At 68.0% G+C, this 25400-nt stretch carries 25 protein-coding genes and 1 tRNA gene; 9 read left to right on the top strand and 17 right to left on the bottom strand.

Annotated elements, in window-relative coordinates:
• Nucleotides 1-8: 8 nt before the first annotated feature.
• From ABIE65_RS12060 to ABIE65_RS12045, 4 genes are all read right to left on the bottom strand, one after another.
• On the bottom strand, nucleotides 9-416 hold the full coding sequence (locus ABIE65_RS12060) for a type II toxin-antitoxin system VapC family toxin (RefSeq protein ID WP_354077957.1): 408 nt from the start codon (nucleotides 414-416) through the stop codon (nucleotides 9-11).
• The gene (locus ABIE65_RS12055) at nucleotides 413-670 is read right to left on the bottom strand and encodes an AbrB/MazE/SpoVT family DNA-binding domain-containing protein (protein WP_354077956.1); all 258 of its coding nucleotides are present in this window, start codon (nucleotides 668-670) and stop codon (nucleotides 413-415) included. Before ABIE65_RS12055 ends, ABIE65_RS12060 begins: the two co-directional genes overlap by 4 nt.
• A gap of 67 nt (nucleotides 671-737) precedes the next feature.
• The gene (locus ABIE65_RS12050; protein ID WP_354077955.1) at nucleotides 738-1958 is read right to left on the bottom strand and encodes a CaiB/BaiF CoA transferase family protein; all 1221 of its coding nucleotides are present in this window, start codon (nucleotides 1956-1958) and stop codon (nucleotides 738-740) included.
• A 93-nt stretch (nucleotides 1959-2051) separates the two neighbouring features.
• Nucleotides 2052-3269: an MFS transporter gene (locus ABIE65_RS12045; RefSeq protein ID WP_354077954.1), complete on the bottom strand. Its 1218-nt coding sequence runs from the start codon at nucleotides 3267-3269 to the stop codon at nucleotides 2052-2054.
• 481 nt (nucleotides 3270-3750) lie between these two features.
• Here ABIE65_RS12045 and ABIE65_RS12040 point away from each other — a divergent pair, with 481 nt between their 5' ends.
• Together ABIE65_RS12040 and ABIE65_RS12035 are read left to right on the top strand one after the other, a co-directional pair.
• The gene (locus ABIE65_RS12040) at nucleotides 3751-4665 is read left to right on the top strand and encodes an SDR family NAD(P)-dependent oxidoreductase (protein ID WP_354077953.1); all 915 of its coding nucleotides are present in this window, start codon (nucleotides 3751-3753) and stop codon (nucleotides 4663-4665) included.
• 61 nt (nucleotides 4666-4726) lie between these two features.
• Nucleotides 4727-5053 (top strand): NIPSNAP family protein, encoded by a 327-nt coding sequence (locus ABIE65_RS12035; protein WP_354077952.1) that lies wholly within the window; start codon nucleotides 4727-4729, stop codon nucleotides 5051-5053.
• Nucleotides 5054-5093: 40 nt separating this feature from the next.
• Here the strand turns inward: ABIE65_RS12035 and ABIE65_RS12030 are convergent, their stop codons facing one another.
• The 4 genes from ABIE65_RS12030 to ABIE65_RS12015 form a co-directional block, all read right to left on the bottom strand.
• On the bottom strand, nucleotides 5094-5279 hold the full coding sequence (locus ABIE65_RS12030; RefSeq protein WP_354077951.1) for a hypothetical protein: 186 nt from the start codon (nucleotides 5277-5279) through the stop codon (nucleotides 5094-5096).
• A gap of 93 nt (nucleotides 5280-5372) precedes the next feature.
• On the bottom strand, nucleotides 5373-6086 hold the full coding sequence (locus ABIE65_RS12025; RefSeq protein WP_354077950.1) for a nitroreductase: 714 nt from the start codon (nucleotides 6084-6086) through the stop codon (nucleotides 5373-5375).
• A gap of 104 nt (nucleotides 6087-6190) precedes the next feature.
• A tRNA-Glu gene (locus ABIE65_RS12020) sits at nucleotides 6191-6266 on the bottom strand.
• Nucleotides 6267-6371: 105 nt separating this feature from the next.
• On the bottom strand, nucleotides 6372-6662 hold the full coding sequence (locus ABIE65_RS12015) for a DUF6476 family protein (RefSeq protein WP_354077949.1): 291 nt from the start codon (nucleotides 6660-6662) through the stop codon (nucleotides 6372-6374).
• 100 nt (nucleotides 6663-6762) lie between these two features.
• Here ABIE65_RS12015 and ABIE65_RS12010 point away from each other — a divergent pair, with 100 nt between their 5' ends.
• Entirely contained in the window at nucleotides 6763-7719 is a 957-nt protein-coding gene (locus ABIE65_RS12010) for an RluA family pseudouridine synthase (protein WP_354077948.1), read from the top strand.
• A gap of 108 nt (nucleotides 7720-7827) precedes the next feature.
• The gene (gene rpoH / locus ABIE65_RS12005; RefSeq protein ID WP_354077946.1) at nucleotides 7828-8751 is read left to right on the top strand and encodes an RNA polymerase sigma factor RpoH; all 924 of its coding nucleotides are present in this window, start codon (nucleotides 7828-7830) and stop codon (nucleotides 8749-8751) included.
• On the opposite strand, the gene ABIE65_RS12000 is transcribed toward rpoH, so the two are convergent.
• Complete coding sequence (locus ABIE65_RS12000) at nucleotides 8748-9194, bottom strand: hypothetical protein (RefSeq protein ID WP_354077945.1); 447 nt, start codon at nucleotides 9192-9194, stop codon at nucleotides 8748-8750. The genes rpoH and ABIE65_RS12000 overlap by 4 nt on opposite strands.
• A 146-nt stretch (nucleotides 9195-9340) precedes the next feature.
• The gene (locus ABIE65_RS11995; RefSeq protein WP_354077943.1) at nucleotides 9341-11362 is read right to left on the bottom strand and encodes a protein kinase family protein; all 2022 of its coding nucleotides are present in this window, start codon (nucleotides 11360-11362) and stop codon (nucleotides 9341-9343) included.
• 174 nt (nucleotides 11363-11536) lie between these two features.
• Here ABIE65_RS11995 and ABIE65_RS11990 point away from each other — a divergent pair, with 174 nt between their 5' ends.
• Both ABIE65_RS11990 and ABIE65_RS11985 read left to right on the top strand, forming a co-directional pair.
• Nucleotides 11537-13024, top strand: a complete 1488-nt coding sequence (locus tag ABIE65_RS11990) for a capsule assembly Wzi family protein (RefSeq protein WP_354077942.1) — start codon at nucleotides 11537-11539, stop codon at nucleotides 13022-13024.
• 20 nt (nucleotides 13025-13044) lie between these two features.
• A complete protein-coding gene (locus ABIE65_RS11985; RefSeq protein ID WP_354077941.1) occupies nucleotides 13045-13425 on the top strand; it encodes a hypothetical protein in 381 nt (126 codons plus the stop codon).
• Nucleotides 13426-13693: 268 nt separating this feature from the next.
• Here the strand turns inward: ABIE65_RS11985 and ABIE65_RS11980 are convergent, their stop codons facing one another.
• A complete protein-coding gene (locus tag ABIE65_RS11980; RefSeq protein WP_354077940.1) occupies nucleotides 13694-17287 on the bottom strand; it encodes a polysaccharide biosynthesis/export family protein in 3594 nt (1197 codons plus the stop codon).
• Nucleotides 17288-17485: 198 nt separating this feature from the next.
• On the opposite strand from ABIE65_RS11980, the gene ABIE65_RS11975 reads away from it, so the two are divergent.
• A complete protein-coding gene (locus ABIE65_RS11975; RefSeq protein ID WP_354077939.1) occupies nucleotides 17486-18571 on the top strand; it encodes a malate/lactate/ureidoglycolate dehydrogenase in 1086 nt (361 codons plus the stop codon).
• A 75-nt stretch (nucleotides 18572-18646) separates the two neighbouring features.
• The gene (locus ABIE65_RS11970) at nucleotides 18647-19399 is read left to right on the top strand and encodes a DUF1194 domain-containing protein (RefSeq protein WP_354077938.1); all 753 of its coding nucleotides are present in this window, start codon (nucleotides 18647-18649) and stop codon (nucleotides 19397-19399) included.
• Here ABIE65_RS11970 and ABIE65_RS11965 read toward each other — a convergent pair.
• From ABIE65_RS11965 to ABIE65_RS11955, 3 genes are read right to left on the bottom strand one after another with little or no spacing between them, the layout of a single operon-like run.
• Nucleotides 19396-20199 carry an alpha/beta fold hydrolase gene (locus tag ABIE65_RS11965; RefSeq protein ID WP_354077937.1) on the bottom strand — a complete coding sequence of 268 codons (804 nt, stop codon included), beginning with the start codon at nucleotides 20197-20199 and terminating at the stop codon, nucleotides 19396-19398. The two genes, ABIE65_RS11970 and ABIE65_RS11965, sit on opposite strands and share 4 nt — an antisense overlap.
• A 10-nt stretch (nucleotides 20200-20209) precedes the next feature.
• Complete coding sequence (locus ABIE65_RS11960; RefSeq protein WP_354077936.1) at nucleotides 20210-21001, bottom strand: alpha/beta fold hydrolase; 792 nt, start codon at nucleotides 20999-21001, stop codon at nucleotides 20210-20212.
• Between the two features lie 8 nt (nucleotides 21002-21009).
• A complete protein-coding gene (locus ABIE65_RS11955; protein WP_354077934.1) occupies nucleotides 21010-21924 on the bottom strand; it encodes a DMT family transporter in 915 nt (304 codons plus the stop codon).
• 57 nt (nucleotides 21925-21981) lie between these two features.
• Between ABIE65_RS11955 and ABIE65_RS11950 the strand changes: the two genes are divergently transcribed.
• Complete coding sequence (locus ABIE65_RS11950; RefSeq protein ID WP_354077933.1) at nucleotides 21982-22893, top strand: sulfurtransferase; 912 nt, start codon at nucleotides 21982-21984, stop codon at nucleotides 22891-22893.
• 49 nt (nucleotides 22894-22942) lie between these two features.
• Here ABIE65_RS11950 and speE read toward each other — a convergent pair whose 3' ends face one another.
• The 3 genes from speE to ABIE65_RS11935 form a co-directional block, all read right to left on the bottom strand.
• Nucleotides 22943-23794 carry a polyamine aminopropyltransferase gene (gene speE / locus ABIE65_RS11945; protein WP_354077932.1) on the bottom strand — a complete coding sequence of 284 codons (852 nt, stop codon included), beginning with the start codon at nucleotides 23792-23794 and terminating at the stop codon, nucleotides 22943-22945.
• The gene (gene speD, locus ABIE65_RS11940; RefSeq protein ID WP_354077931.1) at nucleotides 23791-24300 is read right to left on the bottom strand and encodes an adenosylmethionine decarboxylase; all 510 of its coding nucleotides are present in this window, start codon (nucleotides 24298-24300) and stop codon (nucleotides 23791-23793) included. Before speD ends, speE begins: the two co-directional genes overlap by 4 nt.
• Before the next feature lie 176 nt (nucleotides 24301-24476).
• A complete protein-coding gene (locus ABIE65_RS11935; protein ID WP_354077930.1) occupies nucleotides 24477-25316 on the bottom strand; it encodes a DMT family transporter in 840 nt (279 codons plus the stop codon).
• Between the last annotated feature and the right edge of the window lie 84 nt (nucleotides 25317-25400).

Here is a 25400-nt window from a genome sequence, read left to right as displayed (position 1 = left end):
GGCTGGCTCTACTTCTTGTCGCCGATATAGCGGAAGTGGGGATGGCGGGCCGCAGCCCGGTCGAAGGTCGCCGTTTCCGAGCAGCCGAAATCGATGTTCGTTTCGGCAATCAGGCGGTCGGCGAAGTCGGCGCGATCATTTCGATAGGCGTTGAGCGCTGCCCATACGGCGTCCTCATGTTCGACGAGAAGTCCGTCGGAGCGCAGCAGCAGTTCCAGTGCGGATGCGATTTCATGGCGACCGTATTTGTAGGTCCGGCCGAGGACCCACACGATCTCGGTGAGGACGATCCGATTGACGAGGCAGGGGGTTTCCTGCCGGCATTCGGCATCGAGAAACGCGTCGGCGATCGCCGTCTGCGCCTCGTCGTCCCTGACCAGGTAGCGAAGCAGAACGTTCGTATCGAGACCCTTCAACGCAGCCCGCGCTCCACCCGCTCGACTGCAGCCTCCACAACGGCTTCGTTCATCTCCTCCACCGTGACGGTGCGCTCCGGCCGGGGCAGGCACCCCTTCAGGGCGGACAGCGGCACGTTCTTCGGCACGACCACCAGCGTCCCGTTTCTCTGAAGCAGGAACTCCAGTCGATCGCCGGGCTTCAGCCGCAGCTTGTCGCGAACGGCCTTTGGGATCGTCGTCTGGCCCTTGCTCGTCATGACCGCGCTGACCATCGTCCTTACCTCCGGGAGGATTCCTTACGAACTGAAATAGTCCTTACCGATCGAGTGGGCAACGCCGTTACCCGACGATGCCCGTCTCCCGGAGTGCCGCGATCTCCCCGGCGTCGTACCCTGCCGCGGAGAGCACCTCGTCCGTGTGCTGGCCGAGAAGGGGCGGGGCCTGGAGGTCGGCGGTGGGGGTGCCGGAGAGCTTGAGCGGGGAGGCGAGCATCGAGATCGTGCCGGCGGTCGGATGCTCGACCTCGCGGACCATGCCGCGATAGCGGATCTCCGGCGCCTCCAGCGCCTCGCCGACGGCGCGCACCGAACCGGCCGGCACGCCGGCGGCGCGCATCCTGGCGATCCAGTTCTCGCGCGTGTCGGTCAGGAACGTCACCGTCAGCAGGTCGCGCACCGCCTGACGGTTCTGCAGGCGGCCGGGGTTGGTGGCGAAGCGCGGATCCTCGAGCAGGTCGGGCCGGTCGAGCACGTCCTTGCAGAAGCGTTCCCACTGGCGGGCGTTGCCGATGACGATGTTGATCAGGCCGTCGGCACACTGGAAGGTTCCGAAGGGCTCGAGGAAGGGATGGCGGTTGCCGAGGCGCTGCGGCTGCTGGCCGGTGACCAGGTAGTTCTGCGCGAGGTTGGCCGTGACCGCGACGGCACTGTCGACGAGGGCGAGATCGATATGCTGGCCCAGACCGTCACGCTCGCGCGCGAACAGGGCGCCCATGATCGCCTGGGTCGCGAACATGCCGGTGAAGATGTCCGCATAGGAGGCGCCGCTGCGCATCGGCTCGCCGTCGGGCTCGCCGGTGATCGACATCATGCCGCTCTCGGCCTGGGCGACGGGGTCGTAGCCGGCGACCATCTTCAGCGGGCTGTCGTGGCCGTAGCCGGAGATCGAGCAGTAGATCAGGCGCGGGTTTACCTTTGACAGCGACGCGTAGTCGATGCCCTGCCGCTCCATCACGTCGGGACGATAGTTCTCGATGACCACGTCCACCTGTGCCGCGAGCCGCCGGACGATCGCCTGCCCCTCGGGCTTGGTGATGTCGAGGGCCAGGCTCTTCTTGTTGCGGTTGACGAAGAGGAAGTAGGAGGCCTCGCCGCCGACCTCCGGCGGCTTGTACTGCCGGGTGTCGTCGCCGCCCTTCGGGTTCTCGACCTTGATGACCTCGGCGCCTAGGTCGGCGAGGTTCAGCGTCGACCACGGACCCGCCAGGACGCGGGTGAAGTCGAGCACGCGGACGCCGGCGAGCGGCGGCGGCCGGCGGCCGGAAGAGGTCTGATCGGTCATGTCGCTGCTGCTGCCGGGGATGGGGCGGGGCGAAGGGCGGTGCCGGAAATGTCCGGATAATGACCGCTGCCGCCGCCCTTGGAAAGATCCCCGCTATTCGCCGGGGGCCACGGCCGGCCGCCGTGCGCGGGCGGCGCTCCAACGGTCGCCGACTAGCGCCATGACCACGGTGACCGTCATGAAACAGACCGCGGCGCCGAACAGCCAGCGCGGCTCGCCCTGGTCGAGGATCCAGCCGAACAGCATCGGCCCGATGGCGCCGCCGACGTTGAAGCCGGTCGACACGATGCCGAAGGTCCGGCCGGCCGCACCGGGCGGTGCGGCGGCGCGCACCAGCATGTCGCGCGACGGCGCGATCAGGCCGGAGAAGAAGCCGGCGAGGCCCATGACGGGGATCAGCACGAAGGCCGGCAGGTCCAGGGTCGCGACCATCAGAATCAGCAGCGCGGCGACGCTGAAGCTGCCGGCGGCGACATCGCCGTGCCGGCGCGTGCGGTCGGCCAGCCAGCCGCCGGCGAGAACGCCGAAGGCGCTCGACGCGAGAAAGGCGGTGAGCGCGACGTTGGCGGTGGTGAAGGCGATGCCGTAGCCGTCGACCAGGGCGGAGACGGAAAAGTTGTTGATGCCGCCGTTCGACAGGCTGAGCAGCATGAAGAAGCCGGTCAGCATCAGCACGGTGGGCGTGAACACCGAGACGCCGGCGCCCTTCGTGCCATCGGCAGCCGCGTTCTTCGCCGGGGCGGCCGCGGGCGCGGCCTTCGGCGGCGAGGCCAGGGCCAGCGCACCCGCCGCGGCCAGTCCGACGGCGCCGGCGAAGATCAGCGCGGCCGACAGGCCGGCGGTCGCGGCGATCACGAGCAGGACGGGCGGTGCGATTGCGCCGCCGACGAAACCCGAGAAGGTGTGGATCGAGAAGGCACGGCCGACCCGCGACGAACCGATTCCGGCCGACAGGATGGCGTAGTCGCAGGGGTGATAGACGCTGTTCGCCAGCCCCGCGATGGCCGCCGCCACCAGCAGCCAAGCATAGACCGGAAACAGGCCGAGCGAGACGAAGGCGAGGCTGCCGAGGCAGAGACCGGCGATCAGCACCCGGCGCGGGCCGATCCTGTCGACCAGGAACCCCATCGGCGCCTGCGTCAGCCCAGAGATCACGTTGAAGATCGTCAGCGCCAGCCCGAGTTCGACGAAGCCGACGCCCATCGTGTCGCGCAGCAGGGGGAAGAGCGGCGGCAGGACCAAAATATGGAAATGGCTGATCAGATGGGCCGTCGAGATCAGGCCGAGCGTGCGGCGCTCGGCGGATCGCACGGCCGCGTCTGTCCTTCCATCGGCGGAGGCCGCGATTGTCATGCTCGCGCTCGTCCTCTTCGGGCGTTCCCGGGAAGCTAGCCCATTACCCGAGCATCCGCCACGCTGTGGCTGAAACCTTCCAACCTCGTCAGGAACCTGGATTGCCTTTGCGGTCCTAGCTGAATAGCGTCGGGGGGCTACCACCTTCTACGCGAGGCACCAGCAATGATCGGGAGAGAGCCGCCTGCCGCCGAATCGGAACGGCCCGGCGACGCCTCGTTGAAAACCTGGACGACCCCGGAAATCACCTGCCTTGCCGCTCAAGACGCGGACGTTGCGCCCGCGTCCAGTGAAGACGGCGGCGCTTTAGTCAGCTAGCGCCGTCGTTGCACCTCCCTGTCTCGCTTACGGGTTCCGCCGGCGCCCCTTTGACAGCGGCGCGCCGGTCCCGGACAGTATGTCCGTACCAACGAACCAAGTGAGGACTCGAGACATGGGCATGCTGGACGGTCGCGTGGCGATCTGCACGGGCGCCGGGCGCGGCGTCGGCGCCGAGGTCGCCAAGATGATGGCGGCGAACGGCGCCAAGGTGCTGGTCAACGATCCCGGTGTCAGCGGCGAAGGCGAGGGCGCCGACAACACGCCGGCGCAGCAGATCGTCGATCAGATCAAGGCGGCCGGCGGCGAGGCGGTGGCGAACTTCGGATCGGTCACCAGCTACGAGGACTGCCTCGGCATGGTCGAGCAGGCCCGCGACGAACTCGGCGGTGCCCACATCCTGTTCAATCCGGCCGGCATCCTGCGCGACCGCATGTTCCACAAGATGTCGCCCGACGACTGGCAGGCCGTCATCGACGTCCATCTGACCGGACACTTCAACGTGTGCCGCGCGGCGATCAACCTGTTCCGCGATCAGGAATACGGCCGCATCGTCATGGTGTCGTCGACGTCCGGCCTGCTCGGCAACATCGGCCAGGCGAACTACGGCGCCGCGAAGATGGGCATCGTGGCGCTCGCGCGGATCCTGGCGATGGAGAACGGCTCGAAGAACATCACGGCCAACGTCATCGCGCCGTCCGCCGACACGCGCATGACCCGCTCGGTACCGACGCCGAAGGATCCGCAGGCCGCCGCGATCCGCGAGGAGCGTCTGCGCCGCAGCCGCGCCGACGCTATCGCCCCGCTGTGCACGTTCCTGGCGTCGGAGCAGGCCGGCTACGTCAACGGCCAAGTCTTCCACCAGCGGGCGGCCGAACTGTCGCTCTACAGCCTGCCGCGGCCGATCCGCATGGTCCACCACAACGGCGGCTGGACTCCGGAATTGATCGCCGAGGTGGCGATGCCGTCGCTCTCGACCTCCTTCATGGATGTCGGCGACTCGCGGAAGATGCACCCCGGGATGCCGATGGACTGATCGACGACGGCAACAGAGAGGGGGTGCCGTGGGGTGCTCCCCATCCTTGGGAGGAAGGCCGATGATCTACGAATTGCGGGTCTACGAGTGCGTCCCCGGCCGGCTGCCGGCCCTGCTGAAGCGTTTCGAGACGATCACGCTGAAGATCTGGGAGCGGCACGGCATCAGACAGGCCGGCTTCTGGACGGTGCTGGTCGGCGAATCGAACCAGACCCTCTATTATCTGCTGGCGTGGGATTCGCTGGCGGATCGCGAGACGAAGTGGAACGCCTTCGCGGCCGATCCGGAGTGGCTGAAGAAGCGGGCCGAGACTGAAGCCGACGGCGCCATCGTCGCCAAGGTCAGCAACCAGTTCCTGCAGCCGACCGCTTTCTCGTCGGTGAAGTAGACCGAGAGGCCATCCGGCCGCAGCGACGCGGCCGGAGGTTTCAGCCCAGTAGCCAGACCGCGACGGTGATGCCCACGACGATGGCGAGGACGAAGGCCGCGGTCATGAACCGGCGTTCCGGCGGCTGCAGTTCCTCTTCCCGCTCGATGGCGGCCTCGGCGCTGTCGGCGTCGACATGGCGCTCCGTCATTCGGGCCCGCTTACGGTCCTCGATCTGGTCGTGCATCGGTTACCCCGCCGGCGCAGCGGCGCCGTCCATCGCGACACCGTCAGACAAACGCCCCAGCGGGCTCCGGGTTCGCGTCGCCCGCGCAGGGCGTCAGTCGACCCAGGTCACGACCTCGTCGACGGCGGCGCGCGTGGTGCGGTAGCCGTTGACCGGATGGCTGGTGTCGGGAAAGCCGAAGGAGATGCCGCAAACCATCAGCCGGTCGTCGGGAATGCCGAAATGGGCGCGCACGAACGGCGAGAAGCGGGCGAGCGAACCCTGTGCGATCGTCCCAACGCCCATGGCCTGCGCGGCCAGCATGAAGCTCGCGACATAGCCGCCGCAGTCGACGGCGCCGTAGACGTCCAGCAACGCATCCGTGGTGACGATGGCGACGTGCGGCGCGCCGAACAGCCGGAAATTCTCCATCGCCTGCCGATCGGAGCCCTCGCGGTCGCCCTTCATGATACCGAGCTGGCGGTAGAGGGCGAGGCCGCTCTCCTTGCGCCGCGTCGCATAGACGCCGCGATACTCGCGCGGGCGCGGCAGGTCGGACTGGTCTGGCGCATCGCTGGCGGCGTGCGCGTACATCGCCTCGCGAAAGCGCTCGGTCCCCTCGCCGCTGGTGATCACCACCTGCCACGGCTGACCGTTCCGCCACGAGGCGGTGCGCTGGGCGATTTCCATGATGCGCGTGATCGTCTCGCGCGGCACCGGCTGGGGCAGGAACGCGCGGCAGCTGTGGCGCGCGGTCATCAGGCGTTCGAGGGCCACGACATCGGCCTCGGTCGCCGCGAACGGCTCGACGGTTCGGGGATCGGTCATCGCATCCTGCTGATCGTTGGTGCCGTCGCCGGCATCCGCCGCCGCGACTGGGTCCGCGATGCGGACGCGCGACCATCTCCGATGCGCAGGCGATGCGAAATGCTTGGTGACCCCGACGGGACTCGAACCCGTGTTACCGACGTGAGAGGCCGGTGTCCTGGACCGCTAGACGACGGGGCCATAAGCGGCGCGCACATTGGCAGAAACGTCCGTGACGATCAAGCTTTCGCCGACGGCCGGACGATTTTGCTGCTGCTTGCCGGCTGCTTTGTGGGCAGCGGTCGCCTATCTGGGGGCTGCAGGGGCAATTGCAATCGCACCCGCAGATTTTCCCGAGGATAAGTCGAAGAGTTCGATTCGCGTGGTTCCGTCGGGCATTTCGACGGTGACCGCGAGCATGCCGTCGCCCGGGGTCGCGCCGATTATGCGTCCGCCGGCGGGCAGCGTCAGGGTTCGCTCGCTGATGCGGGCGGTCGTCGCGCCGCCCAGCCTCTGCGCGATAACCATCGCGAGCGTGATGACGCCGACCACGATCAGCAAACCCATCACCACCACGAGAACCTTCAGTGCACGCACGCCGTCATCCTATGGCTGGCGATCCGCATCCGGACGATCAATCGAGACGATCAACTACCATGTATCCTCACCGCATGGGACCGGGGACGGAGACGAGACGATGACGACGGCGGAGGTGACGGTGGGCTCCGCGGCCGAACGACTGGACCGGGCGCTGGTCGAGGCGATGCCCGGACTGTCGCGAAGTCGCCTCCAGGTCCTCCTGCGGAGCGGTTCGGTCCAGGGCGAAGCCGGTATCGAGACGGATCCCAGCCGCCGTGTCCGGGCGGGCGAGCGGTTCGTGGTGACGATCCCGCCGCCCGAGCCCGCCGATCCGCAGGGACAGGACATTCCCCTCGATGTCGTCTTCGAGGACGACGACCTGATCGTCATCGACAAGCCTGCGGGCATGGTGGTCCACCCCGCGCCCGGGAGCCGCGATGAAACGCTGGTGAACGCCCTCATCGCGCGGTGCGGCGAGAGCCTCTCCGGTATCGGCGGCGTGCGCCGCCCGGGCATCGTCCATCGCCTCGACAAGGACACGAGCGGCCTGCTTGTGGTGGCGAAGAACGACCTGGCGCATGCGGCGCTGTCGGCGCAGTTCGCTGCGCGGACCGTCCGGCGCGTCTATCGGGCGGCGGTCTGGGGCCTGCCCGAGCCAGCGAACGGCCGGATCGAAGGAAACATCGGTCGCAGCACGCGCGACCGCAAGAAGATGGCGGTCCTGCGCACCGGCGGCCGCCCCGCAGCCACCCGCTACAGGGTGTTGCGCAGCTTCGGGCGGCTGGCGGCCGAGATCGAATGCCGGCTCGAGACGGGGCGGACGCACCAGATCCGCGTACACCTCACGAGCCGTGGACACCCACTGATCGGCGATCCCGTCTACGGGGGCGGCGGGCGGGGCGGCCAGGATCCGCGGGCCGTCGCGGCCCGTGCTTTCCCGCGTCAGGCGCTGCATGCTGCGACCCTCGGATTCGCCCATCCGCGCACGGGGGAACCGCTCGACTTCCGGTCGCCCGTGCCGGCCGATCTGGCGGGGTTGCTGGCGGTGCTGGCGGCGGATGACGCCGAGGATTGAGCCGGCGCGAGGAAACAAAGTAACGTTCCGTGGGTTTCTTTCGGGCACACGCCATCTATGCGGAGGCGTGCCCGGAGCCGCCGCCCGTCCGTCGATCGGAATCGTGCCATGGCCAACACTTCGCCCGTTCCCGCCAACCTTCCCGCCGTCGGAAGCGAAGGCAACCTCTCGCGCTACCTCCAGGAAATCCGGAAGTTTCCGATGCTGGAGCCGGAGGAGGAGTACATGCTGGCCAAGCGCTGGCGCGAGCACGGCGACAGCGAGGCCGCCCATCGGCTCGTGACCAGCCATCTGCGACTCGTCGCGAAGATCGCGATGGGCTACCGCGGTTACGGCCTGCCGCTCTCGGAACTGATCTCCGAGGGCAATGTCGGGATGATGCAGGCGGTGAAGCGCTTCGAACCCGAGCGCGGCTTCCGTCTCGCCACCTATGCGATGTGGTGGATCCGCGCCGCCATCCAGGAATACATCCTGCATTCGTGGTCGCTGGTGAAGATGGGTACCACCGCGGCGCAGAAGAAGCTCTTCTTCAACCTGCGGAAGCTCAAGGGACAGCTCAAGGCGGTGGAGGAAGGCGACCTCACGCCGGAGAACGTCCGCAAGATCTCCGAGACACTGAGCGTGCCGGAGGACGACGTCGTCCAGATGAACCGACGCATGTCGAGTCCGGACCATTCGCTGAACGCACCGTTGCGCGCCGACAGCGAGGGCGAGTGGCAGGACTGGCTCGTCGACGAGAGCGAGAGCCAGGAGACGCGGCTGGGGGAGAGCCAGGAACTGTCGCGCCGGCGCGAGATGCTGAAAGGTGCGATGGAGCAGCTCAACGAGCGCGAGCGCTTCATCCTGAACGAGCGCAGGCTGAAGGATTCGCCGTCGACGCTGGAGGATCTGAGCCAGCATTACGGCATCTCCCGCGAACGCGTCCGCCAGATCGAGGTCCGGGCCTTCGAGAAGCTGCAGAAGGCGATCAAGAACGCGGCATTGCGGGAGAAGATGGACGCCGTCGCCGCGCGGCCGGGGAAGACCGCTTAGAGTACCGTGTCGGAAGTCTCGGGCGACACATGGCGCGGGCCGGAAATCTCGTGTCCCCACTCGTCCGTCAGCTTGCGACGGAAGCGCCGCAATTCCGCCACGCGTTGGCGGCGCCGAAACCGGTCGGCGGCCTGGATGACGGGCGGGATCGTCAGGAACAGTCCCCAGCCGATGGCCGCCGAGCCATACATCCCCACCCATACCGACGGCTGGGACAGATAGCGGGGCAGGCGCGCGGTTTCGGCGCCGCCAAGGGTGAAGAAGTAGACGGCAAGTCCGACCCCCGCGAGGTTGAGCGCCCCAACCGCCGTCGCAATGCCGCGGCGCTCGGGTGCTTCGGCGATCCACGCGAGGATCGTCGGCATGACGCCGATGAAGATGAGAAGCGCCGCCGGCGGCATGAGAACGGTGAGAAGCAGGAAGCCCCCCGCCAGCACCGTCATGCCCGCGGTCTTCAGGCGACCGCGGTAGCCTCCCGCCGGGGGGCGTGAAGCCGCCCCACGCGGTAGGGCCGCGCGCTGCACGGCCGGTCGTTGGGCCGGTGTGCGCCGGGACGCCGGCGAGGTCCTGGGAGCTGAAGCGGCCATGCCTAAAGCGCCTGGAGTGCGAGTACGAGCACGACGACGGAGAAGCCGGCGAAGCTCGATACTGCGACGGCGATCTCGCGGCCCCGGTTGGCGGCCCGGCGTTCCATCACGTCGGCCTCGGCGCGGAGCCGCGCCATCTCGGCGCCTGCAGCGGCGAACAGATGCCGCGCGCGGTCGAAGCCCTGCCTGTCTTCGTCCCAGGTGCTCTGGGCGTCGAGCGGGGCTAAGAGCTCGATCAACTGTCCAGACTCGCGCGCGGCTGCCAGGCGTCCCGCGATCTGCTTGCGAAGCGCGCGATTGTGCAGACGGGCCGGCAGGGGCGCGATGCGGGCCGCCATCCAGTTCGAGAGCAGAGGAAGCGGCTCCCGGCCGGCCATGATCTGTGCGGCGGCGAGCAGGCGCAGTTCGAGAACGGCGCGTTCCCCGGCGAGAGGCTGCCGGCTGCCGAGATTGGCGATCCGCTGCCGGCCGAGCGACATGCGGTGCGCGATGAATGCGGCGCCGTGCGCATCGAGCGGCGAGTTTCGGAAATCGGCTGTTCGCGCGAGATGCTCCAGCTGACGCAGGAACATCGGTAGGTCGAGGACGTAGGCCGACCGCATCGCTGGCGAGAGACAGGGAAGGTCGGGAACCAGTTCGTAGGCGCAGCGCTCCAGCCCCGCACCGAAGCCGGCCTGTGTCGCGAATTGAAGGGCGTCGCCCCGGCTGCTGCCGGCGGATGCCCATGCCACACCGTAGGCGTCGGAGAGCAGGCCGGACCGAATGATCCCGATCAGATCCGTGCGGTTCCGGTCGTCGATGAGGATCGACGCCAGGAACGTGCCGAACCCGTCCGGCATGACCGTGACACTGCCATAGCGCAGAGGGCCGTCTGGATCGATCACCTTGGCGACGCGCGCCGCCATGATCGCATCACTGTCGGGGCCCGTCGCGGCGAAGCGCTGCGCGGATCGCACGAGGGTATCGACGGCTTGGGCAGCGCCGGCGTCGCGCAGGCCGTTGCGCAGCCAGTCGGCAAGCGCGCCGGAGCGTACGATGGCCAAGCCGGCGCGGGGGTTCCCGACGATCGCCGCCGCCGCCGACGGTCGGGTGCGATAATGCTCCTGCCCGACGCGCAGGCTTTTTCCCTGTGTGCCGGCACCGGCGGCGGCATGATGCGGTATGCGCTCCTGGCGCAACCAGGTTTCTATCTCGTCCAGGCCCCAACGCTGCTCCTCGTCGTCGTTGAGGAGGCCGCGCAGCATCGGCATCAGCTCCGGCGGCGGGGCCTCGGCACTCAGCACCGCGCTCGCCGATCCGAAATCCAGCCTCCGCTGCGTCAGCACCTTGCCCGGAACGTCCTTCCAGGCGGATCCGCGGCAGGTCAGCTCCAGGACCGTGATGCCCAACGCATAGAGGTCTTCGCTCGCGGAGCCCTCGGCGCGCCCCATCGGATCGGCGGCACCGTTCGGCCGAGTCTCGTGCGCGACCGACTGGTCGGATCCCGGCGGAGCCGAGAAGCACTCGCCCAGGATCACCGAACTGCGACGCGCGTCCGCCCAGAACAGATTGTCCGCGCGGATCGAACGGTGCGCGATTCCCAGCGATGCGAGGTGGCGGAGGGCGCGAGTAACCGGCCAGATGACGCGTTGCACCGTCTCCTGGACGGAAAGGCGCTCGTCGCCGAGGGCAACCCGACCACCTTCGGGCACCTCACAGACAGCCACGATCGCCCGTCGACCGAGCGGCGGCCAATCGACCACGCTGCAATCGAGGACACGCAGGACCCCATGCGGCTGGTTCACCGCCAGCGAACGGAGCACCCTGATTCGGGGCAACAGGGATTCGAAGACCAAGGCGAACAGCTGTCCCTCGGATGCGCCATCCTGACGGACCGCGAACGCCTGGGCCGTCGGCGACGCCAGCGCGGGCAGCAGTTCGCCGGGAAGCAGCGCATAGCCGGAGCGTGTGACGACGGGCGCCGCCGTCTTGTCCGGCTTCGCGTCGTTCTCGGCCGCCGTGTGTTCGCGGGACTCACCCGCCATCTCCGCCTCGCTGGGCATCGCCGTGCACCCGACAGGATCGGCATGTTTGCGTAAGATCCTGTTAACGGGGCGGAACTTGTTCGCACTGGCCGTGTGCTCCATAGTGCGGGAGCCGCCAAACGAGACTTGCCAGCCCTTGCCTGCCGCCCCCCAATGTCAGTGCCGGATCGGCGGATGAGGTTCGCAGCCTGCAGTCCGGCCGCGGTGATGTTCTTCGGCATTGCGCTGGGGCTGGCCCCGGTGCCCGCGGCTACGGCAGCGCCGTGGATCGATCCGGGGGACCGAAACCTGCGCAGCGACATCGAGCTGCTGGAGGCGTGGCGGGTGGTTCCCGGGCCGGTTACGACGTGGCCCATTCCGTGGGCGCAGTTCGCCGGCGCCATGACTCGTCCAGTTCGTAGCGGCCTGCCACCCCACGTCGCCGCGGCGCTCGAGCGGGTGCGCGAGCGCTATCTCGCCGAGACCGAAACCGAACGGTGGCGCGCGACGGTCAGCGTCTCCGCCTCGAACGCGCCGGCGCTGGTGCGCGGCTTCGAACAGCGGGCGCGCGACGAATGGGATGCGACGGCGCAGGCCGAATATATGTGGCCGTCGACGGCGGTGCGGCTCAGCATCGGCGGACAGTCGGAGGCGGATTTCAGCGACGATGAACTGCGTCTGGACGGAAGCTATGTCGCACACGAGACCCACGACTGGCTGCTCTATGGCGGGCTGACGGATCAGTGGTGGGGGCCGGGCTGGAACAGCAGCCTGATCCTGTCGAACAGCGCCCGGCCGTTTCCGCGCGTAGGCGTCATGCGAAACGACCCGAAAGGCTCCGAGCTACCGGTGCTGCGCTGGCTCGGGCCGTGGCAGGCCAACGTCTTCGTCGGCGTCCTTGAGGAGCGGGATCGAGCGGTGAAGGATCCGCTGATCGCGGGGATGCGGCTTTCCGTCAATCCGCTGCCCGGACTCGAACTCGCGGCGTCGCGAACCTTCCAGATCTGCGGCGAAGACCGATCCTGCAGTGCCGGCACCTGGTTCGATGCCGTCACCGGACGGGACAACACCGGCGACGCGAGCGACCCGTCGAACCAACTCGCGGGCTTCGACGCCCGCTATGCCGGCCATATCGGAAGCTTGGCATATGCCGGCTATGCGCAGTATATCGGAGACGACGAAGCCGGGGGTTTCCCTAGCCGCGCCACCGGATTGGTCGGGATGTCGCTCGCCGGTGCGGCCGGCGCGGGCGGGGCTCACTGGCGCTTCGTCACGGAATATTCCGATACGGCCGCCAGCGTGCTCAATTCGGACAAGAGATACGACCTGACCTACAACCACTTCATCTACAGGACCGGCTATCGCTATCGCGGGCGGCCGATCGCCCATGCGTTGGACAACGACACGCGTCTGCTTTCGGCGATCGGAATTCTCACCGACGATCGCGGCTGGATCTATCGCGGCGCCTACCATCATGCAGACGTGAATCGCGATGGCAGCCCCGGCGGCAACGCGGTGAGTGCCACCTCCGAGGACATCGACGTGTTCGAACTCGGCCTTGAGGTGCCGCTCGACCGGTCGTCGCTGGCGTTCGGCCTTCGCTACCAGACGGATCAACCCGATACTCCGGGCGACCGTGACCCGCTCTTCGCCGTCGACGCCCGATGGCTCTACCGACCCTGACGCAAAAGCCGGGACCCAGCATGCGCATCATCAGAAATCTCGCCGCGCTCGCCGCCATCGCATCCCTCGGCGGCTGCGCGACGGGTCAGGGCCTCATGACGGACCTCGGCTTCGGCGGCGCCGCCGCGGAAAGCCGCGGTTCCAGCAACGTGCAGGCGGTATGGCGGGACGAAGTGAGGGTGACAGTGGAGGGGCAAGTCACTCTGGTGGCGGCGGATCCCAACCAATGCCATCTGCTCACCGTGCCCGGCGAGGACCCTTATGCCCTGGTGGGGACTTTGGGCGGGGTGATGGAAGGTGAGCGCGTCGAGGTTACCGGCCAACTCGCCGCATGGTCGACCTGCGACACCTATCGCACGCTCCGGATCAACCGCATCCGTCGCCTGCAACCGGTATCCTGATATCGCAGTTGTGTACGCGAAGGGGCCGTTGAGCGCGTAACTTCAGCGGCCGCATCGGTCGGACCCACACCGGCACCGGCGCTGGCGGCGACAGCGGGATTCTGAATACGATACAAAGCACTGGGGGCAAGTAGACAGCGCGGTTACGGTGCAGTGCTCGGAGCAGGGTTGTGCCGCTCGCGGTGATGTCGAACCGCCGACGTCTTCGCTCCAGAAACACCGATGCCCGGCGCGGTAGCCCGCGTCGGGCGTCGTGCATGCCAGTCTCCTAGTTGCGGCTGATGACCGCGATCGAGGCGGCGCTCACCGCCAGCTGGCTGAATATCTGTGTTACGGTGGTCGCGAACTCGCGCATCCGGAACGGCGCAATGTCGCGCGGCACCACGATCCACGACCCAGGCAGGATCTCGTCGTTCGACGAGCCCCAGACCGAAAAGTTGATGCGCATGGCGGACCCGTTGGGACGGATGATGAAGGCGTTCGAGAGGTCAGCGTCGTCCGTCACACCGCCCGCCGCCTCCAGGTATTCGCTGATGCTGGTCGTCGTGGAGAACTGCTGTGCACCCGGATTGAAAACTTCTCCCGAGATGAACACGGACAGAGGCCGCCGCGGGATCGTGATCTGATCGCCCCCCTCAAGGGTGACATCGAATTCCGGTCGCTGCTGAAGCACGATCGGATTCAACTCGACGACCATTCGGCCAAGAGCGTCGGTGCTTTGAAGCTTGCCGAGCAGATCGGTAATCACGTCGATCTGCTGAGGCGTCAGCTGCTCGTTGGTCTTGCTGGCTGGTTCCGACATGCGTCCGATCAGTGCGCGGTGAAACTCGCTTACGGCTCGGCTGCGAGCCTGCGCCTCGGACTGCCGGACGGCTGCGCGCGTAAATACCGCGCCGGTAGGGTAGGCCAGCGGCTGCAGACCTCCGGCACGCTGAATCAATGAGCTGAGCTTTTCACCGCGCACAATTCCGTAGCGCCCTGGACGCTTCACCTCGCCACGGATCTCTACTAGCCCAATTTCCTGTTGCGAGATGAGCGGGTTGATGAGAACGACCGTGCCCGCGCTCACGCTGATCGCAGTCGGTGCGATCAGGCGAAGGTCATGAAGCTGCCGCTCCACTTCCATTTCGTTCCGATCAGGGGCGAGGACGAAGCGGGTAATCTCGACGGCACCCATGTCGGCGCGTGCGGCGACGCCGCCGGCTGCCGAAAGGACTTTGTCGAGGGACAGTTCGCCGACGATCGGATAGCGGCCGGGCACGACGACCTGTCCCAGCAGTTCGACCGATGCGTCGGCGAGCAGGCGCCCCAAAGTCTCGGGCGCCAACGTGCCGGGTTCGCTCGGCTGCTCCGCCGCCTGATCACCGGAGGGTACGGCCCCCGCCGATGACGTGTCGATCGTTCCTAAGCGGCTGAGTGCCGCGCCGGACGGGCCTGTCATCACGGCTGATTGGCCGGATTGTCCAGAAGACTGGCCAAATTGGCCCGGTACCGAGCCGGGGCCCTGACCGGGGCCGCCTGGCGAGCCGATTGCGCCTCCGGCCTGCTGCTGTGCCTGCGACGGCGCCGGGCCGCCCTGACCGAGGGGGCCCGTCTGCCCGCCTGGCACGATTGGCCCGGCGGTACCCGCTGGTCCAGTCGGGCTGCCGGCTCCGGTCCCCGCCTGTCCCTGAGCCGGGGATGCATCTCCTGCCGACGCAGGCGGCGCCTGACCGCCGCCCTGGACGAGCCGCTGTATTTCCTGGAAGCCGAAAATCCGGACCACGTCACGGCTCGCGAGTGGGATGGGATCGCCGCCCGACATGGCGCTCGCAGGCGAGAAGGGGATGACTTCCCGCATGAAAGTGTCAGGGTTCCGCCGCAGGATGAGGCCGTAGAGGAGATACGGGTCCAGCTTGAACTGAGTCTGATCGCCGATCAGGTCTTTAACGGTGGGAGCGGAAGCCAGACTTCTGGTTCCCGGAAACCGCACGTGTCCAACCAACTGGACGCGGTCCTCGTCAATCTCGACCACGTCGGCCACGGCGGCACTCCGCCTCACCGTGGGACGCTCGGCTGGCCGCCTCACGCCAGACGCCCTCTCCGCCGCCAACCGGTTCAGTTCAGCCGTGGCGCCGACCGCCTGGACGGAACTTTGGCGTCCGCCGGAAAGGGCTCTCGCCAAGGCCATCACTTGGTCGATGCCATCAGGTGCCGCGACCGGATAGGCCCCAGGGTTAAGGACGTTTCCAAGTACGACAATGGAGTTCTGCAGGGCGAATGTCAGCAGCCGCGGGTTCTGGTCGAAGACCGCGGGGCACGTCTTGCCCGTCTTGTTCTGGTCGACGGCAGCGAGCCGAGGTCCCACCAGTCTCTGCAAGGCGGTCGAGAATTGACCGGAAGCCAGATCTGAATTGGGGTTCGCCAGGACCCAGCGGGTCAGGAAGTCAATTCCCGCGCAACTACCTTGAGAGGGCTGCCCTGCCAATGCCGCCGCAACCTCTGTCGACGCTAAGAACCTGATCTCCTCCAAGCCGAACAGGAAGACTTTGTCGCCGCTGGAGAGCGGAATGTCACGTCGGCCGGAAAGAGCGGCACCGAGGTCGAATTTGTCGAAGCGGCTGGCGCGTGTCTGCGGGTCGGCCGTCTCTACGACTGCGAACGGCAGATAAGGATCCGGCAGCAGACCCTCATAACCGCGGACCAGCGCCCTTACCGATCGTGCGCTGGACAGCGGGTACGGACCGGGGAGCCTCGCATGACCGGCGAGCGACACCGTCCCGACCGTGACGTCGGTCGCCGTCTCCACAAAGAGGATTTCGCCGCTGCCGATTGGCTGACCTGACGGTCGGTCGAGGCTGACCAAGCGTTCGGTGCCATCCGGCAAGACACGCAGCACTGCATACCGGTAACGTCCACGGACTCCAACGCCACCGCCCATTTCGACGAGCCCGCTGGTCGTGATGGACTCTGAGCCAGGCGCCAACTCGTAGATTCCCGGCCGCTTCGCCTGTCCTGACAATCCGACCGTGGTGCCGATCACCGGCACATAGATGCGGTCGCCGTTCGTCAGGGAGAGGGTGCCTGTGTCGGAGCGGCCGAATACGAAGTCGTAGAGATCGACAGGAATGTTCGTGCCTTCCCGGATGATCCTCACGCCGCGCAGGCTGCCGGTCTTCTTCATGCCCCCCGCTAGGCGCAGCGCGTCGATCAATGAAGCCTGGCTACTGAGCGTGAGAACGCCCGGATTGGTGACCTCGCCGGTCATCGTAACGCTGATTTCGCGCACCTGGCCCAGCGACACGAAGACTTCTGTGCCGAGCATGCGTTGGGCGGCTTCACGTTTGAGCACCGCCTTGAATTCACCGAACGAGATGCCCGCGACCGGTATCGGCGGAAACTCGGGGAGCACAACCGCCCCTTCCCGGTCGACCTGTACCATGTCGGTCCGGTTGGTCCGGCCCCGCATATGCACCACGATCTGGTCGCCGACGCCGAGAATGTAACCGTCCTGTACGGCTCCGACCTCTCGGAACGTCACGCCGGCGTTGGGTCCGAAGACCTCGTAGCCGATCTGCTCCATGGGGCGGCCGGCACGCCGACTATACTGCTCCTCAAGAAGCGAAGGTTGGGCGGCGGCTGCCGGACTGGCGCCGACCGAGCGCGGCTCCCGCTCCTCTGGCGCCAGCGTCGGCGGCGGCGCCGTGCCGGAGCCCGACCGAAGCTGTTGCTGGATGTCGGGGGGAAGGTCGTTGATGCTGAAGCCACCGGGAAGCGACGGAATGTCGCTCTGAGTCTGAGCCAGGGCGGGCGCCGCGGCCCCCATCATCAGGATGAAGGCGACGCTGCGCGCGAAAGTGACGGGGCGCTTGGCCAGCTGCATAAAGGGTTCCTGTCGCTCGCGATGTGTCTTCGAGGCCGGGGCCAGCGACGGTTTTACGCGAACGCCGCCATGTTCGCCACCGCCGCGAGCGCAGGAGCATGGCCATTGCCGCGGGATGTGACACGTGCAACGCACGGCCTTCCCACCGGGCGGCAAACCGCCGAATATCTGGAGAAGCTATCGAGGAGGGGAACGTCAGTGCTGATCGACGCCAAGAGACTGGAACGGCTGGTCGCGGACATTTTCGCGCGCGCGGGCTGTTCCGCCGCCGAGGCCGAACGGATCGGCCGTTACCTCGTCTCCGCGAACCTGGTCGGGCACGACAGTCACGGTGTGGTGCGGGTCCCGCGCTACGTGCAGCAATTGCGCGCCGGTGCCGTGGTCGCCGACCGCACCGTGAAGGTCGTGAAGGATTCGCCGGTGATGGCGGTGCTCGACGGCCAATACGGCTTCGGCCAGACGGTGGCGCCCCAGGCGGTGCGGATCGGCATCGAGAAGGCGGCGGCCAGCGGGCTGTCGATCGTCTCGCTGCGCCATGCCGGGCATGTCGGCCGGGTCGGCGACTGGGCCGAGATGGCGGCCGAGGCGGGGCAGGTCTCGGTGCATTTCGTCAATGCCGCGGGAAGCGTGCTGGTGGCGCCCTTCGGGGGCGTCGACAAGCGCTTCTCGACCGCGCCCTTCTGCGTCGGCGTGCCGCGCAAGGGGGACACGCCGCTGATCCTCGACTTCGCGACCTCGGTGGTGGCCGAGGGCAAGGTGCTGGTGGCTGCGAAGGGAGGCAAGCCGGTGCCGCCGGGCGCGCTGATCGAGCCGGACGGGCGGCTCACGAACGACCCGGCGACGCTCTACGGCGACGCCGGGCCGGACGCGCCACCCGACAAGCGCGAGAACCGCGGCGCCATCCGCGCGATGGGCGAGCACAAGGGGTCCGGGCTGGCGCTGATGTGCGAGCTGCTGGGCGGGGCGTTCACCGGCAACGGCACGGCCGGCCCATCGCCGCGGCAGTTCTCGAACGGCATGCTGTCGATCTACATGACGGTCGAGTTCTTTGACACCGACGGCTTCTTTGGGGAGGAGATGCGGACCTATCTCGAATTCGTGCAGGGCGCCCGGCCGGCGGAGCCGGGCGGCGAGGTGCTGCTGCCGGGCGAGACGGAGGACCGCTACCGCCGCACGCGGCTGGCGGAAGGCGTGCCGCTTCCGGACGATGCATGGCGCGGCATCGCCGCGACGGCGCGCGAACTCGGCGTGCCGCAGGCGGACATCGACGGCGCCGCCGTCTGACCGGACCCGCGACCGGGCTGGCGGATCCGGCCGGCATGCGTTTCACTGTGCGGCAGGTCCCGTGGGAGGCGTCTCGTGCCGCTCCTTTGCCGCCTCGTCGTCGTCTCGCTGCTCGCGACCTTCCTCGCGGCCGCCGCCGGCCCGGCGTCTGCGAGCGACCTGCCGGTCGACATCGAGCTCGTCCTCGCGGTGGACGTGTCGGGCAGCATCGATCCGGAGGAGGCTGCGCTGCAGCGGCGCGGCTATGTCGAGGCGCTGACGCATGCCGATGTCGTGAAGGCCGTCCGTGGCGGCCCCTTCGGCCGGATCGCGGTGACCTACATGGAATGGGCCGGCGAGCATCATCAGCGGATCGTCGTCGCGTGGCGGCTGATCGAAGACGGCGGCTCGGCGGCCGACTTCGCGGTGGAACTCCAGGCACAGCCGCAACACGCCGAGCGGTGGACGTCCATTTCGGCGGCGATCGACCTATCCTCCGACCTGTTTGAGGGCAACGGCTTCGAAGGCCTGCGACGGGTGATCGACGTGTCCGGCGACGGCTACAACAACAGTGGCCGCCCCGTCGGCGCGGCCCGCGACGAGGCGGTGGCGCGCGGCATAACGATCAACGGGCTGCCGATCCTGAACGGCCGCCCGGGTCCCGGGGGCTGGCCCGGCGCTACCGACCGCGACGCCTATTACGAGGCGAACGTCATCGGTGGCGCCGGCGCCTTCATCGTACCGGCCGCGGATTTCGACGCCTTCGCCACGGCCATTCGCACCAAGCTGGTGCGTGAGATCGCAGACCTGCCCGGTGCGGGCGCGGCCGAGGGCGAGATGCTCCGCTAGGCGCGCGAGCGCGCGGCGCGGAGGAAGGTGCGCAGCGCGCGGTGGAAGGGCTCGGGCGTCTCCAGCTGCGGCATGTGGCCCGCCTGCTCGACGATCTCCGTGACCGTGCCGCGGACGATCATGTCGAGCAAAGTCCCGGCCTCGGGCGGCGCGATCGGGTCGAGATCGCCGTAGAGCAGCAGCAGTGGCGCATGGACGGACTTGAGCTGTTCGGCCAGGTTTGCGCCGGCCAGCATCTGGCATGCGCGCCCGAAGCCGATCGGCGCCATACTGGCGGCCATGGCCGCGACATGCGCTCGTACCGGCGGTTCGCAACCGCGTGGCAGCGCCGTGTCGGCGTAGGTGAGGCCGAAGGCGGCGGGATCGCGTACAAGATCCTGGAGCCAACCCAGCATGCGCGCCGCCTCGGCGCCGCCGATCTTCGCCTGCGCGCCGACCAGCGCCAGCGCACCCACGGCGGTCCCGCGCTTCGCGGCGAAACTCGTGGCGACCACCGCCCCGAGACCGGCGCCGACCACGGCCGCCCGATCGATCTTGAGGTGGGCCAGCAGCGCGCCGAGGGCGTCGGCATAGTCGGCTGCGGCCGGTTCGCGCTGAGGCAGCAGCGCCGATCCGCCGAAGCCGGGGCAGTCCCAGGCGACGACGCGATAATCCTTGGCCAAGCCGCCGAACTGCGGTGCCCAAGCCGTCGAGTCTGCGCAGATGTCGTGCAGCAGGACGATCGCCGGCCCGCGGCCCGCCTCGCGCCAAGCGAGCGAACGTCCGTCGACGACCGTGGTCGATAGCTCAGGTGACGTCATGACCACACGTTCAGCGCCGCGACAGGAAATCCGATACCGCGTCGTTATAGGATGCAACCGCCTCTGCATAGGGGGCGTGGCCGGCGCCTGCGATCGTCACGCGACGGGCACCCGGAATCAGCGCCGCCAGCCGATCGGCCTCGGCGACGGGAGCGATCCTGTCCTCTGCACCAGCTATGACCAGTACCGGCAGGGAGAGGTCCCGCAGCAGGTGGCGATTGTCCGATCGGCCCAGCATCCGCGCCGCCGCCGCGAACCCCGGCAGGCGCGCGGTGGCCGCGACGGCGGCAAGGCGGTCGCGCACGGGCTGCGGCGTGCCCGCCGCGGCCATGCCGCCCGCCCGCAGCCGACCGAACTCGGCGGCGGGCATCGTTTGCAGGTCTTCGACCCGTGCAGCGAAGCCGGGGCCGGAGGGGCTGAAATCGGCGGAGGTGCAGGAAAGGACGAGACTGTGGACCCGCGCGGGTCGTGACGCCGCGAAGCGGGCCGCGACGATGCCGCCCATGGAGTGACCGACCAGGTCGCAGGCTTCGATCCGCAGGGCGTCCATGAAGGCGCAGAGCGATTCCGCATAGTCGTCGGGCGAGGGGTCGTCCGTGGGGAGATCGTTCGACGCGCCGTAGCCCGGCGCATCCCAGGCCACGACGGTCCTTCCGTCGGCCAGTCCCGCCAGTTGCGCTTCCCACGACAGGGAATTGCCGCCGAGGCCGTGCAGCAGCAGGAGGGTGTCGGGGCCGCTCCCGGCCTTGCGATAGCCGATTCGGCCGCGGGTCGTTTCGACGGTCCGCAGAGAAGTCGTCATGTGCCGTGTCACCGCTCCGCTTGGGGCCTGCGCCGCGCCATGGTCTCGCGGTGCAGGGTGTAGAGGCCGCTGGCGGCGATCAGCACCGAGCCGCCGATCGCCCAGGCATCGGGTAGGTCGCCCCATAATAGTGCGCCCAGCACCGCGGCATAGACCAGAGCCAGATAGCGCAGGGGGGCCACCGTCGCGGCCTCCGCGAGGAGAAAGGCCTGGATGATGAAGGAATGGGCGATGCCGACGAGGATGCCGGCGACGGCGAACAGTGCCCAGTCCGCTGCGGACGGCCAGCCGCTGAAGGCGATCAGGAGCGTCGGTGCCGTCCCCGCCACGGCGACCAGCTGCGTATAGAAGATGATGGTCGTCGCGGAATCGTGGCCGCCCAGTTTTCGGGTGGCGATGTCGCGCAGGGCGGAGCAGAGGGCCGCGCCCAGCGGGATCAGCACCACGAGTTCGACCCCCGCGGTCGAGGGGCGGGTCAGCAGCATCACGCCGAGAAAGCCGACCGCGACGCTGGCCCAGCGGCGCCAGCCGACCCGCTCGCCCAGCATCGGCCCGGAGAGGGCGGCGAGGATGAGCGGACTGGCGAAGACGATCGCCAGGGCTTCCGCCAGCGGCAGCACGCTGAAGGCCCAGACGATCAGGGCCGAGGTCGCCAGCGCGAAGAGCCCGCGCACGAGGTTGGCCCCCAGGCGGTTCGCCCGCAGTGCCGTAAAGCCGTCCGTGCGCGCCGCCAGGATCGCGATGGGTATGAAGGAGAAGATGCCGCGATAGAAGGTGATCTCGCCCGGGTGATACCCGTCCGTCAGCCACTTGGTGATGGCGTCCTGGGTGGTCAGGACGAAGACGCCGGCGATCATGCAGAGGATGCCGCGCGCCGATTGCGACATCGGCACGATGGTGGCGGGGGCGTTTCCGGGAGGCATGTTCTTCCTGTTCTCGTTGCCGGCTACACTAGCGGCACACCGACCGGAGGCACAGGCATGAGCGCAACGGACATGAGCGCGGCGAAAGATGCGGGAGAACGCGGCTATGCGCGCCCGGATCTGCTGATCGGGACGGCGGAACTGGAGGCGGCGCTCGGCGATCCGCGGCTTCGCGTGCTGGACTGCACCGTTTTCCTGCGTCCACTGCCCGACTGGAGCGAGTATCGTGCCGAGAGCGGCCGTACCCAGTATCAGCAGGGCCATATTCCGGGGGCGGCCTTCGCCGATCTGATCGGCGATCTGTCGGATCCCGACAGCTGGCTGCGGTTCACCGTGCCGCCGGCGGATCGCTTCGCCGCGGCGATGGGGCGATTCGGCGTGGGCGAGGGAACCCGCGCCGTCCTCTATTCGACCGACTCGCCGCAATGGGCGACCCGGCTCTGGTGGATGCTGCGGTCCTTCGGCTTCGACGACGCACGCGTCCTCGACGGCGGCTTCGCCAAGTGGCGGCGCGAGGGGCGGCCGATCTCGACGGCACCGGCGGCCTATCCGGCCGCCGAATTCGTGGCGGTGCCGCGGCCGGGGCTGTTCGTCGGCAAGGACGAGGTCGCCGCCGCGACCGGCGACGCGGGGACCTGCATCGTCAACGCCCTGAGCCCCGAACAGCATCGCGGCGAGGGCGGGATCACCTACGGCCGGGCCGGGCGGATCCCGAACAGCGTCAATGTCCCGGCGCGCAGCCTGTTCGACCCGGCGGGGACGTTCCTGCCCGCCGACAGGCTTCGCGCGGCGTTCGATGCGGCCGGCGTGGCGCCGGATCGGAAGGTCATCGCCTATTGCGGCGGCGGCATCGCGGCGACCGGCGACGCTTTCGCCCTGACGCTGCTGGGTCGCGACGACGTCGCGGTCTACGACGCCTCGATGCAGGAGTGGGCGAAGGATCCGGCGGCGCCAGTGGAAAAGGGCTGACCGGATCGCTCCGGCCAGCCCTTCTCGTGTCGTTCGGCAGAGCCTCGGCTCAGCCCACCAGCTTCCTGACGAAGTTGGGAAGTGCGAAGGCGCCCCGGTGCAGTTCGGGCGAATAGTAGCGGGTCTCGATGCCCGACGCCTCGTAGCGGCGGCGCAGGGTCGCCTCGTCGACGGTCCGCTTGGCGGGATCGAGCGAGGCCCAGCCCATCGCCATGAAGCCGCCGACATAGGTGGGCACCACGGCGAGATAGCAGTTGCCGTCCGGGAAGAGCGCCCGGAAATGGCCGACCGAACTCACCAGCTCGTCGGCCTGCAGGGCAGGCACGCCGTTCTGGGTGACCAGGATGCCGCCGGGGTTCATGCACCGCTTGCAGTCGGCGTAGAATTCCCGGCTGAACAGCACGGCGCCCGGGCCGATCGGATCGGTCGAATCGACGATGATCACGTCGAATTTCTCGTCCGTCTCGGCCATGAACTTGGCGCCGTCGCCGACGATCAGGCGCGTGCGCGGATCGTCGTAGGCACCGTCGCTGATCGAGGGCAGCCACTGGATCGAGGCGTCGACGACGCCCTTGTCCAGTTCCACCTCGACGGCCGCCTCGACGGGATGCTTCAGCACCTCGCGCAGGACGCCGCCGTCGCCGCCCCCGATCACGAGGACGCGCTTGGCGTCCCCGTGGGCGAACAGCGGCACGTGCGACATCATCTCGTGATAGACGAACTCGTCGCCCTCGGTCGTCTGCGTGACGCCGTCGAGCGCCATGATCCGGCCGAAGGTCGGGTTCGTGTAGATCACGAGATCCTGGAAGTCGGTTCGGCCCCTGTGCAGGACCTCACCGACCTCGTAGGTCATGGCGATGTGCTTGTGGAGTTCCTCGCGGAACCACGAGCCGCCGCTCAAAGCACCAGGCCTCGCTTGTGCTCGATCACGTTGATGTTGTCCGGGCCGAACGCCTCTCGCAGGACCGGGATGCCCTTGTAGGGATTGCAGTCGCCGCACATGAACACGTCGAGCGCCGCGAAATTGCGCTCCGGCCACGTGTGGATGCTGATGTGCGACTCTGCCAGCACGACGACGCCGGAGATGCCGCCGTTCGGCTCGAAATGATGCAGATCGACATTCAGGATCGTAGCGCCCGACACGATCGCCGCATCACGCAGTGCCTGTTCGACAACCTCCAGGTTGTCGAGACGGCTCGCGCCCCATAGATCGATGATCAGATGCGTACCCGCGAACTTCAAACCGTCGCGTTCAACGAAATAATCCTTCTGCTCCGGTTCGACGGGAGTGGAAGGGACGACGGTGAGCGTGGTGTGGGTTGCGCTGAACGGCTTCTTTGCGGACGCCGGATCCTTCGATCCATTGTACCCCGCGACAAACGCCAGCTCCCCAAGAGGGTTGGTCATTAGGCAACTCCCAGAGGCCAGTGGTGGGGGTGGAAAACGAGGCGCGTGTTTTGTGCGAATTACCTCGTCGATGCAAGGCCCCAAAAGCTGGGGGACCCCCCCTGCGAATCAAGAGATAATTCCAGGCCGGGCCTAGGGTTTTTCGCTTGTGTGGAGCGAAGTGGCGGAACCCCGCGCTATACGGGCCTGTCGGCGCGGGCGAGCCTGCTTTCGCGATAGGCGATGTAGGTGGCGCTGGAGAAGATGACGGTACCGCCGATCCACGCCCATACGTCCGGCAGTTCGGAAAAGACGACCCAGCCGGCGAGCGTCGCCCAGAGCAGGCGCAGGAAGTCGAGCGGCAGAACCGCCGTCGCGTCGGCCAGCCGGAACGCCTGGGCGAAGCAGAGGTGACCGAGGGTCCCGGCGGCGCCGATCAGGACGAACCAGCCATAGTGCTCCAGGGTGGGCCACTCCCAGACGAACAGGGCGGGGACGAGCGTGATCGGCGTCATGAAGAGGCCCATGTAGGCGGTCTGGGTGGCGCTGGAATCCGTCCGCGACAGGATCTTGATCAGGACCATCGTGCTGCCCCAGCTGATCGTCGAGGCCAGGATCAGCAGGGCGCCGGGGCTGATCTCGGTCAGGCCGGGCCGCAGGACCACGAGCACGCCGGCGAAGCCGACGATCATCGCGGTGATGCGGCGCGCCCGGACCATCTCACCCAGGACGAGGACGGCGAGCAGGCTCCCGACCAGCGGCGCGGTGAAGCTCAGCGCCGTCACGGTGCTGAGCGGGATCAGCGTCACGCCGGTGAAGAAGCACAGCATGCCGACGCTCTGGAGGGCGCCGCGAAAGGCGTGGAGACCGATGCGGTCGGTGCGCAGGGGTTCGAGACCGTGGCGGAGGAACAGCGGCGTGAGCGCGACGAGGCCGAACAGGTTGCGGAAGAAGGCGACCTCGAACGGCGGCAGTTCCTTGCCCACATGCTTCGCCATGCTCTGCATGACGACGAAGCAGAGCGTGGCCACCGCCATCAGCATCATCCCCTGGGCCGTTCGGGAACTTCCTCGAATGCGGCCCGTTAGGCCCGTTCCAGTGTCCGGCAATGCGGCTCGCCT

Source organism: Constrictibacter sp. MBR-5 (assembly GCF_040549485.1).
Taxonomy (GTDB): domain Bacteria; phylum Pseudomonadota; class Alphaproteobacteria; order JAJUGE01; family JAJUGE01; genus Constrictibacter.
The sequence above is the reverse complement of the archived record's forward strand: the minus strand, read 5'-3'. Positions and strand labels throughout refer to the sequence as shown.

What these genes read in the sequence shown, in the direction of transcription:
- ABIE65_RS12035 (WP_354077952.1), top strand. Translation starts at nt 4,727, where the DNA reads ATGATCTACGAATTGCGGGTCTACGAGTGCGTCCCCGGCCGGCTGCCG.
- ABIE65_RS11950 (WP_354077933.1), top strand. Translation starts at nt 21,982, where the DNA reads ATGAGCGCAACGGACATGAGCGCGGCGAAAGATGCGGGAGAACGCGGC.
- ABIE65_RS12030 (WP_354077951.1), bottom strand. Translation starts at nt 5,279, where the DNA reads ATGCACGACCAGATCGAGGACCGTAAGCGGGCCCGAATGACGGAGCGC.
- ABIE65_RS11995 (WP_354077943.1), bottom strand. Translation starts at nt 11,362, where the DNA reads ATGGCGGGTGAGTCCCGCGAACACACGGCGGCCGAGAACGACGCGAAG.
- rpoH (WP_354077946.1), top strand. Translation starts at nt 7,828, where the DNA reads ATGGCCAACACTTCGCCCGTTCCCGCCAACCTTCCCGCCGTCGGAAGC.
- ABIE65_RS12050 (WP_354077955.1), bottom strand. Translation starts at nt 1,958, where the DNA reads ATGACCGATCAGACCTCTTCCGGCCGCCGGCCGCCGCCGCTCGCCGGC.
- ABIE65_RS11965 (WP_354077937.1), bottom strand. Translation starts at nt 20,199, where the DNA reads ATGACGTCACCTGAGCTATCGACCACGGTCGTCGACGGACGTTCGCTC.
- speD (WP_354077931.1), bottom strand. Translation starts at nt 24,300, where the DNA reads ATGACCAACCCTCTTGGGGAGCTGGCGTTTGTCGCGGGGTACAATGGA.
- ABIE65_RS12000 (WP_354077945.1), bottom strand. Translation starts at nt 9,194, where the DNA reads ATGACGGTGCTGGCGGGGGGCTTCCTGCTTCTCACCGTTCTCATGCCG.
- ABIE65_RS11985 (WP_354077941.1), top strand. Translation starts at nt 13,045, where the DNA reads ATGCGCATCATCAGAAATCTCGCCGCGCTCGCCGCCATCGCATCCCTC.
- ABIE65_RS11960 (WP_354077936.1), bottom strand. Translation starts at nt 21,001, where the DNA reads ATGACGACTTCTCTGCGGACCGTCGAAACGACCCGCGGCCGAATCGGC.
- ABIE65_RS11980 (WP_354077940.1), bottom strand. Translation starts at nt 17,287, where the DNA reads ATGCAGCTGGCCAAGCGCCCCGTCACTTTCGCGCGCAGCGTCGCCTTC.
- ABIE65_RS12025 (WP_354077950.1), bottom strand. Translation starts at nt 6,086, where the DNA reads ATGACCGATCCCCGAACCGTCGAGCCGTTCGCGGCGACCGAGGCCGAT.
- ABIE65_RS11990 (WP_354077942.1), top strand. Translation starts at nt 11,537, where the DNA reads ATGAGGTTCGCAGCCTGCAGTCCGGCCGCGGTGATGTTCTTCGGCATT.
- ABIE65_RS11955 (WP_354077934.1), bottom strand. Translation starts at nt 21,924, where the DNA reads ATGCCTCCCGGAAACGCCCCCGCCACCATCGTGCCGATGTCGCAATCG.
- ABIE65_RS11935 (WP_354077930.1), bottom strand. Translation starts at nt 25,316, where the DNA reads ATGGCGGTGGCCACGCTCTGCTTCGTCGTCATGCAGAGCATGGCGAAG.
- ABIE65_RS12040 (WP_354077953.1), top strand. Translation starts at nt 3,751, where the DNA reads ATGCTGGACGGTCGCGTGGCGATCTGCACGGGCGCCGGGCGCGGCGTC.
- ABIE65_RS12010 (WP_354077948.1), top strand. Translation starts at nt 6,763, where the DNA reads ATGACGACGGCGGAGGTGACGGTGGGCTCCGCGGCCGAACGACTGGAC.
- ABIE65_RS12055 (WP_354077956.1), bottom strand. Translation starts at nt 670, where the DNA reads ATGGTCAGCGCGGTCATGACGAGCAAGGGCCAGACGACGATCCCAAAG.